Here is a 16,349-nt window from a genome sequence, read left to right as displayed (position 1 = left end):
GATTATTTTCGTCCCTTCTTAATTAAATGGCGATAAATGGATTCCAGTCTTCTGACTTGTTTCCTCGAATTGAACCGCTTTGCCACTTTTCTGTGCCCTCTTCTCCCCATCTTCAGCCGTGACGACGGATTTTTGACCAAGTGCTTCAATTTTCTTGCCAAGTTACGCACATTTTTTTCCGGTACCAGAAACCCTTCACGGCCGTTGGTGACAAGCTCCGGGATACCGCCGTGACGAGTGGCGACAATTGGAAGTCCCGTTGCCATCGCTTCTTTAATCGCGTTCGGGATGCCTTCATGATTTCCATCTTTGGTCGTGATGGACGGCAAGCAGAAAATGTCCGCGCGCTTCAATAACCTCATCAGCCGTTTGTGGGGAACAAAGCCTTTCAGGCGAACGGAACCCTTCAGCTTTTTCTTCTTGATGAGCCGCTTCAGGTTCTTGCGTTCCACTCCGGTGCCAACGATAATTAACCGGCTTGACGGTGCTTTTGCATGCACTTTCTTGAAAGCGCGGATTAAATATCGGAAGCCTTTCTTTTTATGCAGCCGGCCTACCGAGATGATCGTCACATTGTTGGTAGAGGTGTGGCGTTTAATGTAACGGAATTTTTTCACGTTGATCCCGCTGTACATAATTTTAATTTTGTTCTTCGGGCATCCGTATCGCCGTAGCTGCCGTTTCATTTGCCGGGATGGAACCGTAAACTTGTTGCCGACTTTGAACAGCTTTCTCAGCTTGCGGTAATACTTTTTCTTGCGGTTTATTTTGGCCGGCAAATCAAATCCGTGAAAAGACGTAATCATCGGAATGCGAAGACGGCGCTTCACCTTCATCATGCGAATGCCTGCAGGACCGAAGCGCGCGTGGATGAGACGGATTCGCTTCCTGCGGAAGGCTCGCACCAGTTTTTTTGTGCTGCGGGGCAGACGTTTGATTCTCGGAAACGGAAACCGTTTCAAATTGAATCTTTTTCGCGCGAATACGATTGCCTTAAACCTTCTTATATTTTTCAACTCTTCGTAAATGAACGTTTCAGATGCAGGCAGATAACGAGTTCGAACAAAAGCAATTTTCTTCAACATAATCACCCCCTTGGCTTAGTGCCGCTGTTTGTCGGACAAGATCGAGGATACGTACATCGCTTTGCGCTTTTCCTGCTGCAATCGGTGCTCCAGCATTTCCGGGCTCATGTGTACGTAATCCTTCTTGCGCAGCGTTCTCTCGACAATATGCGGGAATAGGAAATCGGTGAGCATCAGATGTTTGGCTCCTGCGGGCAGCGGATGTTTGCTGTAATACGCTTCCATCATGCCGTTGAATGTTTTGGCATCGAAAGGATGTCTTCTGGTATACATGCCGTAAAGGCGCAGCATATCTTTCGAGGGAAAATCGTAACGAACGTCTTCAAAGTCGATCAGAATCCACTCTCCCTTACGGTTAATGAGATTCTTTTGGTGATAGTCTCCATGGATCAAACTTTTGGCGGCAACATGTCCGTTAATGTAGTTCTCGTAATCGCTTTTCATCAGCTCCTTCAGCGCTCTTTCGGCCATTTCCTCAAAAAACGGTAGAAAGTGGCGCAGCATGTGCTTTTGAGGCGATTTCGGCGATGCGTTGGCCAGAGACCAACGCTTCATGGAGTGAATGCGTTCCCGGTATTCTTTTTCCCAATGCAGGTGCCCGTATACGGTGACATCATCCGGATAAACCACCCGGCTGGACCGCTTATGAAACCGGGCCATCACTTGAATGAGCGCCGTAAAGGCGCTGCGATTGCGGAGTACGCCAGGTTTGCCATCAATCCATTCATATAACACGTACGGCATTTGGTTATAGATCATGAACGGGTCTCCGTTCACCGTGCTTATCGGACGTGCAAGCTTCACTCCTTCCTGTGCCAACAGCTGCTCGGACTTCACAATAAAGTGCTGGCGTTCCTCAGGGATAAAGAGGCTTTTAAGCAAATAGCTTTTGCCGTCTTTTGCAATGATTCGAGCAACCAGGCTGGACTGGGCTATATGTTTGAGTAAGTTCCAGGTCTGGGCTTTGAATCCGAACTCCCTCTGCACTTGCCGCAATAGCTCCTCCAGTGTCCCCGCCTCCGTTGCTTTTATTGATTTCCCTAACACAGTATTCACGTACATATATAATGTGTGGGCAAAGCTCCCCTGCTGACAAATGCCTCCTATTGATAAATCACCGTATTTTCTCCACGGTCGTCTATACATCCAAATCCCTAGAAGAATAAGATTATAAGAAACCATCAATAGGTAAGGGAGGCTCTTCGTTGAACCGTATAGCTGTTATACGATCCACCTTTTTACCGATCAGCGAAACATTTATTTACGGAGAAATCCGGCAAATGAAAAAATACGATCCTTACGTCTTTTGCCGGAAGCGGCTGAACGAACACCGATTTCCTCATGCACAAGTCCATATCGACCCCCGGTTCGTGAAATTGAACATGATGCTGCAAAATCGTTCGTTTCAGCTCATCCATGCCCGTTTTGCTCCATCAGGCATACGGATGATCCCCTTCAAGCAAAAATGGAAAGTCCCGCTCGTCACTTCGTTTCACGGTTACGATACGCCCGGTTCCAATATAATGAAGAAGCACAGAACGTCGCTGCAGCGCTTGTTTAAAATAGGAGATTGCTTTACCGTCCCCTGCCAAGCCATGAAAAGGGAATTAATCAAGCACGGCTGTCCGGCCGACAAAATCGAAGTGTATTACAGCGGTATCGATGTGGAGCAATTCACTTATAAGGAAAGATTTTTTCCGGAGGAAGGGCCGGTGAACATCGTTTACGTAGGCCGCCTGGTGGCAAAGAAAGGACCCGACGTACTGATCAGGGCATTCCGGCAAGTGCATCGGCAGTTCCCGCAAACCAAACTCATCATGATCGGGGACGGGAGATTAAGAAGAAGGCTGCAGCAATTGAGCAAGTCGCTGCGTTTGGAAAACCATATTGAGTTTAAAGGAGCTTTATCGCATCAGGAGGTAGCCGAGCAATTAGAGAAAGCCCATCTTTTCTGTCTTCCGAGCAAAAAAGACAGTATGGGCAACCAGGAAGGCATTCCTAATGCGCTGAAAGAAGCGATGGCTTGCGGACTTCCCGTCATATCGACCTTCCACGCCGGCATCCCCGAATTGATTGATGACGGGATAAACGGACACTTGGTTGCCGAGAACAGCTCGAAGAAACTGGCCGATAAACTGATCGGGGTCATTCGACAGCCGGAAACCTGGCAGCAGCTAGGCTGGAATGCGCGAACCAAAATCGAGTCCGAGTTCAACCGGAAAGCACAAATCGGCAAACTGGAGCAACTGTTCGACCGGATTATCCATACCCATGAAGCCCGGGAACGCGAAGTCCCTTTTTTCAGCGTTATTATCCCGACGTACAACCGCGATCAATATGTCGGCCGAGCGATTGAGAGCGTCCTGAAGCAAACATACAAAGATTTCGAAGTCATTGTCGTTGACGACGGGTCGACGGATAACACGGCCAAAGTGGTTCAGTCGTACGACACGCGCGTCCGGTATGTGTACCAAAAAAACAGCGGTCCTTCCGAGGCTAGAAATACGGGCATTCGTTTCGCCAAAGGCCAATACGTCGCATTTTTGGATTCGGACGATGTCTTTCTCCCGAATAAATTGCAGCGAAACAAGCAGTATTTGGATAAAAATCCGAACTGCCGGTTTTTATACAGCTGGTATTACGATCGAAGAGACGGCAAAAAGCGAAAAATCGTCCGCAACGTCAAAGCGCCTTCCAAACTCAATAAATTTCGGTATTATCTCTACAAACGAAAATTTACCATCCGGACATCGACAGCGGTCATACGCCGAAGCTGTTTCGACAAAGTCGGGCTGTTCAATCCCAATTACCGGTACTCGCAGGACTGGGATATGTGGCTCCGCCTGGCACGTTATTACCGGGGGTATTGCCAAAAAACGCCGCTCGCCGTATACCGCAGACACAAACGGAAATTCATTCCCTCTTACCGCCGCCATCTGAAGATCAGGCGTACTGCAACGAAACTGTACAGGTGGAAAACGACCACCTTGCACGCGCTTGCCAGAAAGTACACCAAGAGGCGGAGGTATTCGCTGCGCCGCTACAGGAATCGAGTGTAAGCGTAAATCCGATGTATACCAAACCATAGGGAGGAACACCCGTGAATCCAGTAATTCTTCACCACAAATATTCATTGGAAGACGGTCATGTGGCAGCGCAAATTTGTCGTGTTGAGGGGTATAAAGGCATTATGCTGACCAAAGATGCCATTTCGAAACAGACAGAAATTCCGTTTGCCTCCGTAGCTTCTCCATCGGAAGAATCCGACCGTCTGAAGCTGCTCAACGTATCCGATGCGGCGCCCGCGACATCCATTGTCTCGCTGGAAGATATTAAGCGTGAGCCCGGTCTGCTTAAGCATCTTCATATTTCGGGCGTCCATATTCACCATGGATCGCTCGCTCCGAAATTTTTGTTTTTAAAAGAAAAGCACGACATCCCGCTGTTCGTCAGCTTTCGCGGCAAAGACGCCACCGTATACCCGAAGAAAAAACAAGGCCGTGCCGAACTTAAACAGCTGTTTCAGACCGGCGATCTGTTTTTCCCCGTATGCAATCATTTGAAAAAAATGATCGTCAAACTCGGATGCCCCGAGGAAAAAGTGCGCGTCCTGTACGGAGGCGTCGACTTGGAGCGGTTCCAGGACCGTCCCCGCCAGTGGGAGCCCGGGAAAAAGATCCGTTTTCTGGCGATTGGCCGGTTCGTAGAGAAAAAAGGATTTGCCGATCTGATTTACGCTTTCGCCGTCGTCAAAAAACGAATTCCGCTAGTCAAACTGACTTTGATCGGCCAAGGGCCTTGCGAAGCGGAATACCGTAAGCTGATCCGCCTTTACGGATTGGGCCGCAGCGTCCAGATCATCCCTTGGGTCAGTTACCACGATATACAGAAGAAGTATTACCAATCCCATATCTTTTGCGCGCCGAGCTGCACCGATAAGGAAGGAAACCAGGAGGGGATTCCGAACACGGTCAAGGAGGCCATGGCTACGGGAATGCCTGTCATTTCCACGACCCACGCAGGAATTCCGGAGCTCGTCAAGCATAAAGTTTCCGGGCTGCTCGTCCCCGAGAAGTCAAGAGCGGAGCTGGCCAAAGCGATGATCTGGTTAGCCGGGCATCCCGAGGCATGGAAAAGTTACGGGCTGGAAGCGCGTAAAAAAGTGGAGGCGGATTTCAATTTATCGCGCCAGCTGGAAAAACAAAAATCATTTTACGATGAAGTGATTATTAGAAACGCGAGTCATCGTTAGGCCAATACCTCGCAGGGTTGAAAATAAAACGGGACGAAGCAGCACATCTGCTTCGTCCCGTTTTTGCTCGCGAGTCGTCTCACAACTTTGGCTTATGCCACAGGCTACTCGTCCAGTGCATCCCGTGGAAACATGCATAGACTGTATTATCAATACAAAGGAGGTTTCTAACATTGGCAAATAGAGACGTAAGATTGGCTATTTTCGAAGACAACAACTTCGGAGGCCGTCGTGTTCAGTTCAGACGCGGAGGCGTGGCAATCACCAACATGCAGGCGATTCGCTTCGATCAAATGCTTTCCAGCTTCCGGCTGAGGAATGTCGTATCCAGAAACGAAGTCACATTGGTTTTATTTTCCCGCGATAATTTTCAAGGGAACTTTCGCGTGTTTCGCGGCACCCAGAACGTCGCTAGCTTGGGCGATTTCAACGATAGAACCGAGTCACTTCTCCTCATCGGGCGGAACTTGAGCAATAGCGAAATCAACACCATCCGCAGAACGGGCACCCCTCCTCGCGATATTTTGATCATTCGTCAATAATATGATCGCAGCAGGATGAAACAAAAACGGGACGGAGCGGATATATATGCTCCGTCCCGTTTGCTTTTTTACGATTCCTTTCGCAGCAGCTTGCCGTTTTCTCCCGAGCTGCCGTCCAGCAGTTGCTTCAAATACCGGACGACCGGTTCTCTCAAATCGTCGCGATGCAGTGCAATCCACAGCATCGCTTTAATATACCCGAGATGATCGCCGACATCGTGCCAAATGCCGCTTACTTCGCATGCATAGACGGCCTCTTGCAAGTTCAGCGTGGCAATGGCATCCGTAAGCTGAATCTCTTTGCCTACTCCCGCTTCCTGGTATTCCAATATTTCAAAGATGGCAGGCGTCAGTATATATCTTCCGATCATCGCCAGGTTGGACGGCGCCTCCTGCGGCTTCGGCTTCTCTACCAGCCGGTCGATGATATATAACCGATCCTGCAGCCGGCGGGCATCCACAACGCCGTAGCTGGACACCTGACTTCGTTCCACAGGCTGTACGCCGATAATGGATGTCTTGTAGCGGTCATAGTAGTCGATCATTTGTTTTAAGCAAGGAGGATTCGCATTAAGGAACGTATCGCCAAGCAGCACGGCGAACGGTTCGTCCTTGATGAACTTTCTAGCACACCAAACCGCATGACCGAGGCCTTTCGGCTCTTTTTGGCGAATATAGTGAATATCGATCATTTGCGACGGTCGTTGCACTTTCTCGTGAAGTTCGAGCTTGCCTTTTTGCAGCAAGTGGTACTCCAGTTCGAAAGCGGCATCGAAATGATCCTCAATCGCTCTCTTTCCTTTGCCTGTTACAATAATAATATCTTCAATGCCTGACTCCACCGCTTCTTCCACAATAAATTGAATCGTCGGTTTATCAATGATTGGCAGCATTTCTTTGGGCATCGCTTTGGTGGCCGGCAAAAATCGCGTTCCGAGGCCTGCGGCCGGAATGATTGCTTTACGGACCTTCATCAGGTCTCACCTTCCTTCTGCATGTTTACTTCTACATGGCCTAAGCGCTTGTCAAATCGACAACCACAAAACTAAACCACTTCTTAAATGATATGCCCTATCACCTAGACAAGACATAGACCAATAACCTTGCTTAGGAAAATTGGCGTATGTCCTGCGATAAAACGGTTTTTCCGGAGAGTTGTACTATAAGCGGCAGCAAAAAAGACGCTGATTGAATACTCAGCGCCCTTGCATTTCATATTTGATCATCCAGTCGCGAAGCTCCGTAATCATTTCGATGTGGGACGGGGTCGGGTAACGGACATCCGGCCGGGTAGACGCAAGCGTTCGTTTCAATACGACCGAATCGTCGGCATGAATGGAAATGTCACGCTGTTCGAACACGTCCTGAAGCAGCAGCAGCAAATCATGCTTTGAAATGGTTTGCGAGGCTGTCAAGTGAACGATACCGCCAAGTTCAATGGCGTTATCGATGACATAAGAAATAAATTTGGCGAGCTCCAGAGTCGTGATGCCGTTCCACAACACGCTAGCAAACCCTCGCGCCGTCCCTTTTCGATGTAAAAACCAGTTCAGCAGCCCTTCCTCCCGTCCCTCTGCCGCAGGGCCAAGCAAAGAGGTTCGCACCGTTAAGGACGGCGGCTGGATCAATTCTCCAAGCGCTTTTGTCCTGCCATAGACGGAGCTGCCGTTCGGCACGTGGCGTTCCTCGTATGAGCCGCGCTCCCCGTCAAAAACACTGTCCGTGCTAAGGTGAATCAATTTGAATCCGAGCCTGCTTGCGAGTTCGGCGAGTTGATGCGGCAGCAAGCCGTTAACCCGGTATGCGTCGACCTCGTGCTGGCGCGCTTCATCGTATACGATACCGGAGCAATTGATGACCACGTCGGGACGAAGCGATTGCAGTAACTTCTCAACCATCAGCGAGTCGAGGGGGTCGAGATATAACCGATTCGGAGAACGCCCGGGATCCTTAGTAGTAGAGTACAGTTCGTGCCTGTTTCGTTCCAATAAATATTGGCATATCATATGTCCTGTTAATGACTTGCTATCGATGACAACAATCCTCATGGGCCAATTTTCCTCTCTCAGCGGAGCTTCGCGGTCGAATGAAATAACAGCGGCTTCTGCCATTGGGCGACTCCTTGACGCATATCGGATGTATTTTGGTTACCCCTATTCCAATTGGTATCGCTATATTATCATATGCCCCTTCGAGAGCGATCGACAGACGTATACGGAGTACACGCGAAAAATTGGCCTTTGCCTAATCGCCTGCACAAGGGCAAGGAAAAGCCCGAGGAATGCGCCGTACGGCGTTTCCGCGGGCTTCATCGGGAAAACTTTATCGTTATGCTTCAACCGTTCCGATGGCTATCCAGTTGACCGTTCCTGACAGGTCGGCGGCACCTGCCGCTTTACCTCTGCGCCGGCTTCCATCCCTGCGGACGATCTGAAGTTCCGCAGCGCCGTTAGTCTTGCTGCTCACGATGGCATAGCAGCCGGCCTGATCTGTCGTCGCTACCAGCGCGTAGCTGACGTCGGCAAAAGGATGATCGAAAGCTAAATGGATGCTCACGGCATCTGCCCCGTCTTGAAGCAGGAATGTCGCGAGTCCGAACTGCTGCGACGCCACTGGCAATTTGACGGATTGCTGAAGCGGTGGCTCCGCTAGCGTGAACGCTTCCGTCTCCAGTTCGGAAACCGCGGATATGGATACCGCTGCTCCGGTCATTTCTTGCCATGAAAAGTTTTCAGCGATAGCGTCTTCCTGAGGAAAATTGCTTTCCACAGCCTCAACGATGGCCCGCTCTTCCTCGGAAAATGGCAATGCAAGTGCGGCTGCGCGTTCGGCGCACAGCTCGCCGATCAGCGTTTGGAGTATCGGCTCCAGATGGAGCACAGATACCGTACCAGGGATGAGATGATAACCGGAGAGCGATTCCTGCTTGAGGTGAATGCCTTCTATTGAATCCACCCGGATGTGCTCTCCCGTGACCGCTCGTTGGGAGAGCTGATCCGTTCCGACAGCCCCTGCCGCGAGTTTCTCCGACGTTACGGCGCGTTCGGCCAGTTGATCGGTTCCGATTGATCCGGCTGCCACCTTCTCCGACGTCACGGCGCCTTCGGCCAGATGATCCGCTCCGACGTTTCCCGCCCTCAGCTTCTCCGACGTGACCGCACCTTCGGCCAACTGATCTGCTCCCACGGCTTCACGTGCCAGCGTCCTCGAAGTTACGGCGCCTTCAGCCAGTTGATCCGTATTGATCGAACCCGTCGCAACCTTCTCCGACGTCACGGCACCTTCAGCCAGTTGATCCGTCCCGATCGATCCCGCTGCCACCTTCGCCGACGTCACGGCGCCTTCGGCTAACTGTTCCGTTCCGACGGCTCCAGCCACCAGCTTCTCCACTGTCACTGCGCCTTCGGCCAGTTGATCCGTTCCGATCGATCCCGCTGCAAGCTTCTCCGACGTCACGGCGCCTTCTGCCAATTGATCTATCCCGATCGATCCCGCTGCTACCTTCGCCGACGTCACGGCACCTTCGGCCAACTGTTCCGTTCCGACGGCACCCGCCACCAACTTCTCCACTGTCACTGCGCCTTCGGCCAGTTGGTCCGTTCCGACCGATCCTGCTGCCAGCTTCTCCGGCGTCACGGCACCTTCAGCCAGTTGATCCGTTCCGATTGATCCGGATGCCAGCTTCTCCGGCGTCACGGCACCTTCAGCCAGTTGATCCGTTCCGATTGATCCGGATGCCAGCTTCTCCGACGTCACGGCACCTTCAGCCAGCTGATCCGTCCCGATCGATCCCGCTGCTACCTTCCCCGACGTTACGGCGCCTTCGGCCAACTGCTCCGTTCCGACGGCTCCCGCCACCAGCTTCTCCACTGTCACTGCACCTGCGGCCAGGTGATCCGTTCCGATCGACCCCGCTGCCACCTTCTCAGGCGTCACGGCGCCTTCAGCCAGTTGATCCGTTCCGATCGATCCCGCTGCTACCTTTCCCGATGTTACGGCACCTTCGGCCAGTTGTTCCGTACCTACGGCTCCCGCCCTCAGCTTCTCCGACGTGACCGCACCTTCAGCCAATTGATCCGTTCCTACGGCTTCACGTGCCAGTTTCCTCGAAGTCACGGCGCCTTCAGCCAGTTGATCCGTTCTGATCGATCTCGTTGCAAGCTTCCCCGACGTTACGGCCCCTTCGGCCAGTTGTTCCGTTCCGATCGATCTCGCTGCAAGCTTCTTCGACGTCACGGCACCTTCGGCCAATTGATCCGTTCCGATCGATCTCGCTGCCACCTTCTCCGACGTCACGGCGCCTTGAGCCAGTTGATCCGTTCCGATCGATCCCGACGCCACCTTCTCCGACGTTACGGCGCCTTCGGCCAACTGATCCGTTCCGATCGATCCCGACGCTACTTTCTCCGACGTCACGGCGCCTTCGGCCAACTGATCCGTTCCGATCGATCCCGACGCCACCTTCTCCGACGTCACGGCGCCTTCAGCCAGTTGATCCGTTCCGATCGATCTCGCCGCAAGCCTCTCCGACGTCACGGCGCCTTCGGCTAATTGATCCGTTCCGATCGATCCCGACGCCACCTTCTCCGACGTCACGGCGCCTTCGGCCAACTGATCCGTTCCAATCGATCCCGACGCTACTTTCTCCGACGTCACGGCGCCTTCGGCCAACTGATCCGTTCCGATCGATCCCGACGCCACCTTCTCCGACGTCACGGCGCCTTCGGCCAACTGATCCGTTCCGATCGATCCTGACGCCACCTTCTCCGACGTCACGGCGCCTTCGGCCAACTGATCCGTTCCGATCGATCCTGACGCCACCTTCTCCGACGTCACGGCGCCTTCGGCCAACTGATCCGTTCCAATCGATCCCGACGCCACCTTCTCCGACGTCACGGCGCCTTCGGCCAGTTGATCCGCCCCGACCGCGCCTGCTGCCAGCTTCTCTATCGTTACGGCACCTTCGGCTAGCTGATCCGTCCCGATCGATTCCGCAGCTACCTTCTCCGACGTCACGGCGCCTTCGGCCAGTTGATCCGTTCCGATCGATCCCGACGCCACCTTCTCCGACGTCACGGCGCCTTCGGCCAGTTGATCCGTTCCGATCGATCCCGACGCCACCTTCTCCGACGTCACAGCGCCTTCGGCTAACTGATCCGTTCCGATCGATCCCGACGCCACCTTCTCCGACGTCACGGCGCCTTCGGCCAGCTGATCCGCCCCGACCGCGCCTGCTGCCAGCTTTTCTATCGTTACGGCGCCTTCGGCTAGCTGATCCGTCCCGATCGATTCCGCAGCTACCTTCTCCGACGTCACGGCGCCTTCGGCCAGTTGATCCGTACCGATCGATCCCGACGCCACCTTCTCCGACGTCACGGCGCCTTCGGCTAGTTGATCCGTTCCAACGGCTCCTGCCATCAGCTTCTCCGACGTTACGGCGCCTTCGGCTAGTTGATCCGCTCCTACGGCTCCCGCCCTCAACTTCTCCGATGTCACGGCGCCTTCGGCCAGTTGATCCGTTCCGATCGATTCCAACGCCACCTTCTCCGACGTCACGGCGCCTTCTGCCAATTGATCCGTTCCAACGGCTGCTGCCATCAGCTTCTCTGACGTTACGGCGCCTTCGGCTAGTTGATCCGCTCCTACGGCTCCCGCCCTCAGCTTCTCCGACGTCACAGCGCCTTCGGCCAGTTGATCCGTTCTGATCGATCTCGCCGCAAGCTTCCCCGACGTCACGGCGCCTTCGGCTAATTGATCCGTTCCGATCGATCCCGACGCCACCTTCTCCGACGTCACGGCGCCTTCGGCCAGCTGATCCGCTCCTACGGCTTCAAGTGCCAGTTTCCTCGAAGTCACGGCGCCTTCCGCCAGTTGATCGGTTCCGATCGATCCGGACGCCACCTTCTCTGACGTCACGGCACCTTCAGCTAGTTGATCGGTTCCGACCGCTCCTTCCGCCAACTTCTCTATCGTTACGGCGCCATCGACCAGTTGCTTTGCCCCGATGGCTCCAATAGCCAACTTCTCCATCGTCACAGCGCCTTCGGCCAGTTGATCCACTCCTACGGCTCCCGCCCGCAGCTTCTCTGACGTGACCGCGCCTTCGGCCAACTGATCCGCTCCCACCGCTTCAGGTGCCAACTTCCTCGAAATCACCGCGCCCTCAGCCAGTTGATCTACCCCTACGGCTCCTATGGCCAGTTTCTCCCGTGTCACCGCACCTACAGCCAAATGATCCGTCTCAACAGCCTCCGCTGCCAGATGCGACGATGTTACCGCCTGTGCGCTAAGTCCGCTGCCGTCTATCGCGCCCGGTGCTATATGTGCGGCGGTTATCGAACCTTCCGCCAACTGCTCGCTGCCGACTGCACCCTCAGCTACATGCTGGCTGCGCACCGCTCCTTCAGCAAGCTGTACCGACGTGACAGCTCCTTCCGCCAATTTCTCTGCGGATACGACTCCGTCCGCCAACTTGTCATTTGTTATCGCCCCTGTGGCCAGATGCGGTGTCTTCACTGATGCTTTCACCAAATGGATGGATTGGACAGCACCCGCCAATAAATGTTCGGACTGAACGGCTCCTTTGTCGAGCTTCTCCGATGTAACGCTGCCGTGCGCAAGCTTCGACGAGGTAATCGCCAAATTGGTCACTTTATCCGTAGAAACCGATTCCGGAGAAAGCTTGGAGGCTGTGATGCTGTGGTTGGCGATGTGCCCCGTCAGAACGGCACCTTCCTGCAGGTGCTGCGCCTGTACTGCCGCCCCAGACAGTTTATCGGAGGTTACCGCCCGGTCAGCCAGTTTATCGGAGGAAACGGAACGCTCCTGCAGATGCTCGCTGCCTACCGATTTGAATGCCAAATGCCCCGACTGGACTGCTTTTTCCGACAAATGCCCGGTTCCTACCGATCCGGCAGCAAGATGCTCCTTCTGCACCGCACGGTGGGCAATCTTCCGCGAAGTTACACCTTGCTCGGCCAGTTTATCTGTCGTTACGGATGCATCTGCGAGCTGCGGCGTGCCTACGCTTCCCTCCACCAGCTTATCGGTCGTTACTGAGCGAGAGCTTATATGGCGGTTTTGGATAAGTCCTTCCTGAAGATGCTTGCCCCCTATGATCCCTTCCTGCAAATGCACACTTTGCACGGAGCCTTTGGCCAGCTTGTCGGTCGTTACCGCGCCATCCCTCAAATGTACCGGCAGTATGGAGTCCTCAGTCAAGTGAACCGCTTCGATCTGCTTCGGCGAGATGTTAATCCCTCGTACAACTCCCGGCGTCAAATGCTCCTGGAGCACCGATTTTAATTTCAAATGATCGGAGGATATGCTCCATGGCGCCAACTTTTCTTCCGTTACCGATTGATTGGCCAGCTTGGCGGACGTAATTTCCCCGTCGGCAAGCTTATCACCGGTTACCGACGAGTTTCTCAGCTTTTCCGTCGTAACGGCGCTATCAGCCAGTTTGGCCGTGTTAACCGCATAATTGGCCAGGTTAGCCGTTTGGATCGCTCCGCTTCGAATCTTCTCTGAGGTAATCGACTGGTTTTGGAGCAAATCGGCTGTAATCGTGTCCTCCGCCAGATGCTTCGAGTGGATCGAACGCTCGGCGATTTTCATCGCATCAATCGTCTTGTCGGCAAGCTTCTCGGAAGTGATGCTGTTGTCCAGCAGCTTATCTCCGGTAATCGCCCGGTCCTGTATTTTTTCCGTTGAAATGGAGCCGTTTGCGATATGCTCCTCCGTGATTGTGCGATGCGCTATCTTCTGCTGGGTAACGCTGCGGTCCGCCAGTTTGGTGCCGTCCACTGCATAGTCGGCTAAGTTATCCCTTGTGATGCTCCCGCGCTTGATTTTTTCATGATCTACTGCGAACTTTGCGATTTTCTCGGTAGTGACGGATTCATCGGCCAAATCGTCCGTATAAATGATTGGCCCCGAAGCTACCGTAGCTTTCCGCTCCGTAATTTGCTTCAATACCGAAACAGGGGGGGCGGTAAGCGCGGGAGGCACAATCCGGTCAGAACGAATATCCGGTTGTACCTTCCATTCAGAGTTCATATCCTGTTTGACCTTCCAGTCACTATCCATATCCTGTTTCATTTCATCTGCATCGACCGTTACTCTGCTCACTTTGACTGATTTATTAGCACTTGCCGTTTCCGTTTCCGGTTTTTCATCCAACCAGCTCAATTCGTTAACAAACGCACCCATGCGATTGCTTTTTAACGCACGGCTCTTCCTGCCGGATTCCCGGCGGCTCACCTTTTTCATGACGGGCCTCCCATTGTACATGATGAACTTTTTGATGGTCAACAACGTTGGATATAACTACATAAAGTCACTTGTAACATATGCATATACCCAGAAGAAGGTCATCCGTCTAGGGAAAAATAGGCGGCCGCACAGCGAACCGGCATTTTCTTTCCGAAATTAACTTGTCTCTGCGGCCGCTTCCAAAACTTCGGAGTAACGGAAACAGCTTGTCGTATGGTCCATGACCATACCCGTCGCCTGCATGTACGCATAGCAGATCGTCGTCCCGACAAATGTAAATCCGCGCTTCTTCAAAGCCTTGCTCATCGCATCCGATTCCGGCGTGCTGACTGGCACTTCCTTCAGGCTCTCCCAACGGCCAAGGATCGGCGATCCGCCGACGAAGCTCCAGATGAACCGGTCGAAGCTTCCGAACTCCTGCTGCACGCGAAGAAACGCCTGCGCGTTGGTTACGGTCCCCCGAATTTTCAGCCGGTTGCGGATAAGTCCCGGATCGGCAAGCAGCGCTGCTATTTTTTCCTCATCATAAGCAGCTACCAGCTGCGGATCGAAGCCGTCGAACGCTTCCCGGTAATTTTCTCTTTTTTTCAGCACGGTATACCAGCTAAGTCCCGCTTGGGCCCCCTCCAGCGTAAGCATTTCGAACAACTGGCGGTCGTCGTGTACCGGAACCCCCCATTCCTTATCGTGATAATCGATATATAACGGGTCTTCATTGACCCAGCCGCATCGGCAAACATTAGCTTCCATACCTAGTCCCTCCTAATCCGTATAAGTATAATCATTAACTATGACAAATGCTGTCATAGTCAACCGTATCGTTTTTGAAAATCCGTCATAAAATCGGCCAGCGCACGGCACGATTCCTCCGTCACCGCATTGTACGCCGATGCCCGCAAACCGCCTACGCTCCGGTGGCCCGCCAGGCCGTCGAATCCGTAGCGTTCGGATTGTTCAACGAACAGCGGGGTGAGTGCGTCACTAACCATGCGCCATGTTATATTCATGATCGAGCGGCAGTCCTTCTCTATGATGCCTTGATAGAAGCCTCCGCTTACATCGATCGCTTCGTAGATCCGCTGCGCTTTGCGGGCGTTGCGCCGCTCCAGCGCCGCTACGCCGCCCTGACGCTGCACCCATTTCAACACCAGGTTGACCATATAAATGGAATGCACCGGCGGCGTGTTGTACAGCGACCCGCTGTCGGCAAACGTGGCGTACCGGAAAATGGCCGGAATCGTCTTCGACGCACGTTCGAGCAAATCATCGCGGATGATGACGGCCGTGACCCCGGCGGGGCCGAGGTTTTTTTGCGCCCCTGCGTAAATGAGCGCAAACCGGGACAGATCGATGTCGCGGCAGAGCAGGTCGCTGGTCATATCGCCGATCAGCGGCACATCGTACGCCGGTTCGGGAAAAGTACGGAATTGGGAGCCTTCGATCGTATTGTTCGTCGTCATATGCACATAAGCTGCATTCGGCGGTATGGGGAGTCCGTCCGTCTTCGGAAGAACACGCCAGCCTTGCTCTTTCGTGCTTGCCGCGACGACCGCGTCACCGACCGTTAGTGCTTCCAGATAAGCTTTTTCCGCGAAGCTGCCCGAAAGCAAGTAGACCCCGCTTTTTCCTTCCGTCAGCAAATTCATTGGTACGAGAGCAAACTGGGCGCTCGCGCCTCCCCCCATGAACAGCACCCGGTAGCCTGACGGCAGGCCGAGAACTTCAAGCAAGAGCGACTGCGTCTCCTCATGTACCTGTTCGTACGCTTTGCTGCGGTGGGATACCTCCATCATCGACATACCGAGTCCGCCGTACTCGACGAACGCTTCCTGCGCCTCCTCTAGCACTTCCAACGGCAGCGCTGCAGGACCCGGATTGAAGTTATGCTTTCTTTGTTCGTTCATGCTTCTCATCCTTTCAAATGGGTGTAAAAATGCAAAAAGCGCCTTCATCCGATTGGGACGAGGAGCGCTTGCTCGCGGTGCCACCCAATTTGACCGAACGCATGCGCATTCAGGTCCGCTTGGTTCCGCTGTAACGGGCGGGGCCGGTTGACTTAGGTCGCATTCCTCTGCGCTAGGCATGCAAGAAATGCTCTTGACGAAAACGCCTCAAGGTTGGAAGCCCGTCATCGGCATAGTCACGGTCTGAAATTATGGTATGATTATATACTAAGAATAAGCGCTGTACAAGAGG

General features: G+C 53.4%; 10 protein-coding genes. 3 read left to right on the top strand and 7 right to left on the bottom strand.

Going from position 1 to position 16,349, the window contains the following annotated elements:
- Positions 1-2: 2 nt before the first annotated feature.
- Together ACFQI7_RS20615 and ACFQI7_RS20610 are read right to left on the bottom strand one after the other, a co-directional pair.
- Positions 3-1,085, bottom strand: coding sequence for a glycosyltransferase (locus ACFQI7_RS20615; RefSeq protein ID WP_218100346.1), 1,083 nt, complete (start codon positions 1,083-1,085; stop codon positions 3-5).
- Positions 1,086-1,100: 15 nt separating this feature from the next.
- Positions 1,101-2,072 carry a phosphotransferase gene (locus tag ACFQI7_RS20610; RefSeq protein WP_230415194.1) on the bottom strand — a complete coding sequence of 324 codons (972 nt, stop codon included), beginning with the start codon at positions 2,070-2,072 and terminating at the stop codon, positions 1,101-1,103.
- A gap of 218 nt (positions 2,073-2,290) precedes the next feature.
- Here ACFQI7_RS20610 and ACFQI7_RS20605 point away from each other — a divergent pair, with 218 nt between their 5' ends.
- The 3 genes from ACFQI7_RS20605 to ACFQI7_RS20595 all read left to right on the top strand — a co-directional run bounded on the left by ACFQI7_RS20605 (position 2,291) and on the right by ACFQI7_RS20595 (position 5,879).
- Positions 2,291-4,144, top strand: a complete 1,854-nt coding sequence (locus ACFQI7_RS20605; protein WP_218100344.1) for a glycosyltransferase — start codon at positions 2,291-2,293, stop codon at positions 4,142-4,144.
- Positions 4,145-4,185: 41 nt separating this feature from the next.
- Complete coding sequence (locus tag ACFQI7_RS20600) at positions 4,186-5,337, top strand: glycosyltransferase (protein WP_218100343.1); 1,152 nt, start codon at positions 4,186-4,188, stop codon at positions 5,335-5,337.
- A gap of 173 nt (positions 5,338-5,510) precedes the next feature.
- Positions 5,511-5,879, top strand: a complete 369-nt coding sequence (locus tag ACFQI7_RS20595; protein WP_218100342.1) for a beta/gamma crystallin family protein — start codon at positions 5,511-5,513, stop codon at positions 5,877-5,879.
- Between the two features lie 68 nt (positions 5,880-5,947).
- Here the strand turns inward: ACFQI7_RS20595 and galU are convergent, their stop codons facing one another.
- From galU to serC, 5 genes are all read right to left on the bottom strand, one after another.
- Positions 5,948-6,853 carry a UTP--glucose-1-phosphate uridylyltransferase GalU gene (gene galU, locus ACFQI7_RS20590; protein WP_218100341.1) on the bottom strand — a complete coding sequence of 302 codons (906 nt, stop codon included), beginning with the start codon at positions 6,851-6,853 and terminating at the stop codon, positions 5,948-5,950.
- A 222-nt stretch (positions 6,854-7,075) separates the two neighbouring features.
- A complete protein-coding gene (locus ACFQI7_RS20585) occupies positions 7,076-7,990 on the bottom strand; it encodes a dTDP-4-dehydrorhamnose reductase family protein (protein ID WP_218100340.1) in 915 nt (304 codons plus the stop codon).
- A 217-nt stretch (positions 7,991-8,207) separates the two neighbouring features.
- Complete coding sequence (locus tag ACFQI7_RS20580) at positions 8,208-14,150, bottom strand: WIAG-tail domain (RefSeq protein WP_377517474.1); 5,943 nt, start codon at positions 14,148-14,150, stop codon at positions 8,208-8,210.
- 159 nt (positions 14,151-14,309) lie between these two features.
- The gene (locus tag ACFQI7_RS20575) at positions 14,310-14,903 is read right to left on the bottom strand and encodes a DNA-3-methyladenine glycosylase I (protein WP_218100338.1); all 594 of its coding nucleotides are present in this window, start codon (positions 14,901-14,903) and stop codon (positions 14,310-14,312) included.
- Positions 14,904-14,962: 59 nt separating this feature from the next.
- Entirely contained in the window at positions 14,963-16,057 is a 1,095-nt protein-coding gene (gene serC, locus ACFQI7_RS20570; protein WP_230415187.1) for a 3-phosphoserine/phosphohydroxythreonine transaminase, read from the bottom strand.
- Positions 16,058-16,349: the final 292 nt, after the last annotated feature.

Origin of the sequence: Paenibacillus allorhizosphaerae (assembly GCF_042659105.1) — a bacterium.
GTDB lineage: Bacteria > Bacillota > Bacilli > Paenibacillales > NBRC-103111 > Paenibacillus_G > Paenibacillus_G allorhizosphaerae.
The sequence above is the reverse complement of the archived record's forward strand: the minus strand, read 5'-3'. Positions and strand labels throughout refer to the sequence as shown.

Coding starts and splice junctions, on each gene's coding strand:
- ACFQI7_RS20615 (WP_218100346.1), bottom strand. CDS start 1,085: ATGTTGAAGAAAATTGCTTTTGTTCGAACTCGTTATCTGCCTGCATCT.
- galU (WP_218100341.1), bottom strand. CDS start 6,853: ATGAAGGTCCGTAAAGCAATCATTCCGGCCGCAGGCCTCGGAACGCGA.
- ACFQI7_RS20585 (WP_218100340.1), bottom strand. CDS start 7,990: ATGGCAGAAGCCGCTGTTATTTCATTCGACCGCGAAGCTCCGCTGAGA.
- ACFQI7_RS20580 (WP_377517474.1), bottom strand. CDS start 14,150: ATGAAAAAGGTGAGCCGCCGGGAATCCGGCAGGAAGAGCCGTGCGTTA.
- ACFQI7_RS20575 (WP_218100338.1), bottom strand. CDS start 14,903: ATGGAAGCTAATGTTTGCCGATGCGGCTGGGTCAATGAAGACCCGTTA.
- serC (WP_230415187.1), bottom strand. CDS start 16,057: ATGAACGAACAAAGAAAGCATAACTTCAATCCGGGTCCTGCAGCGCTG.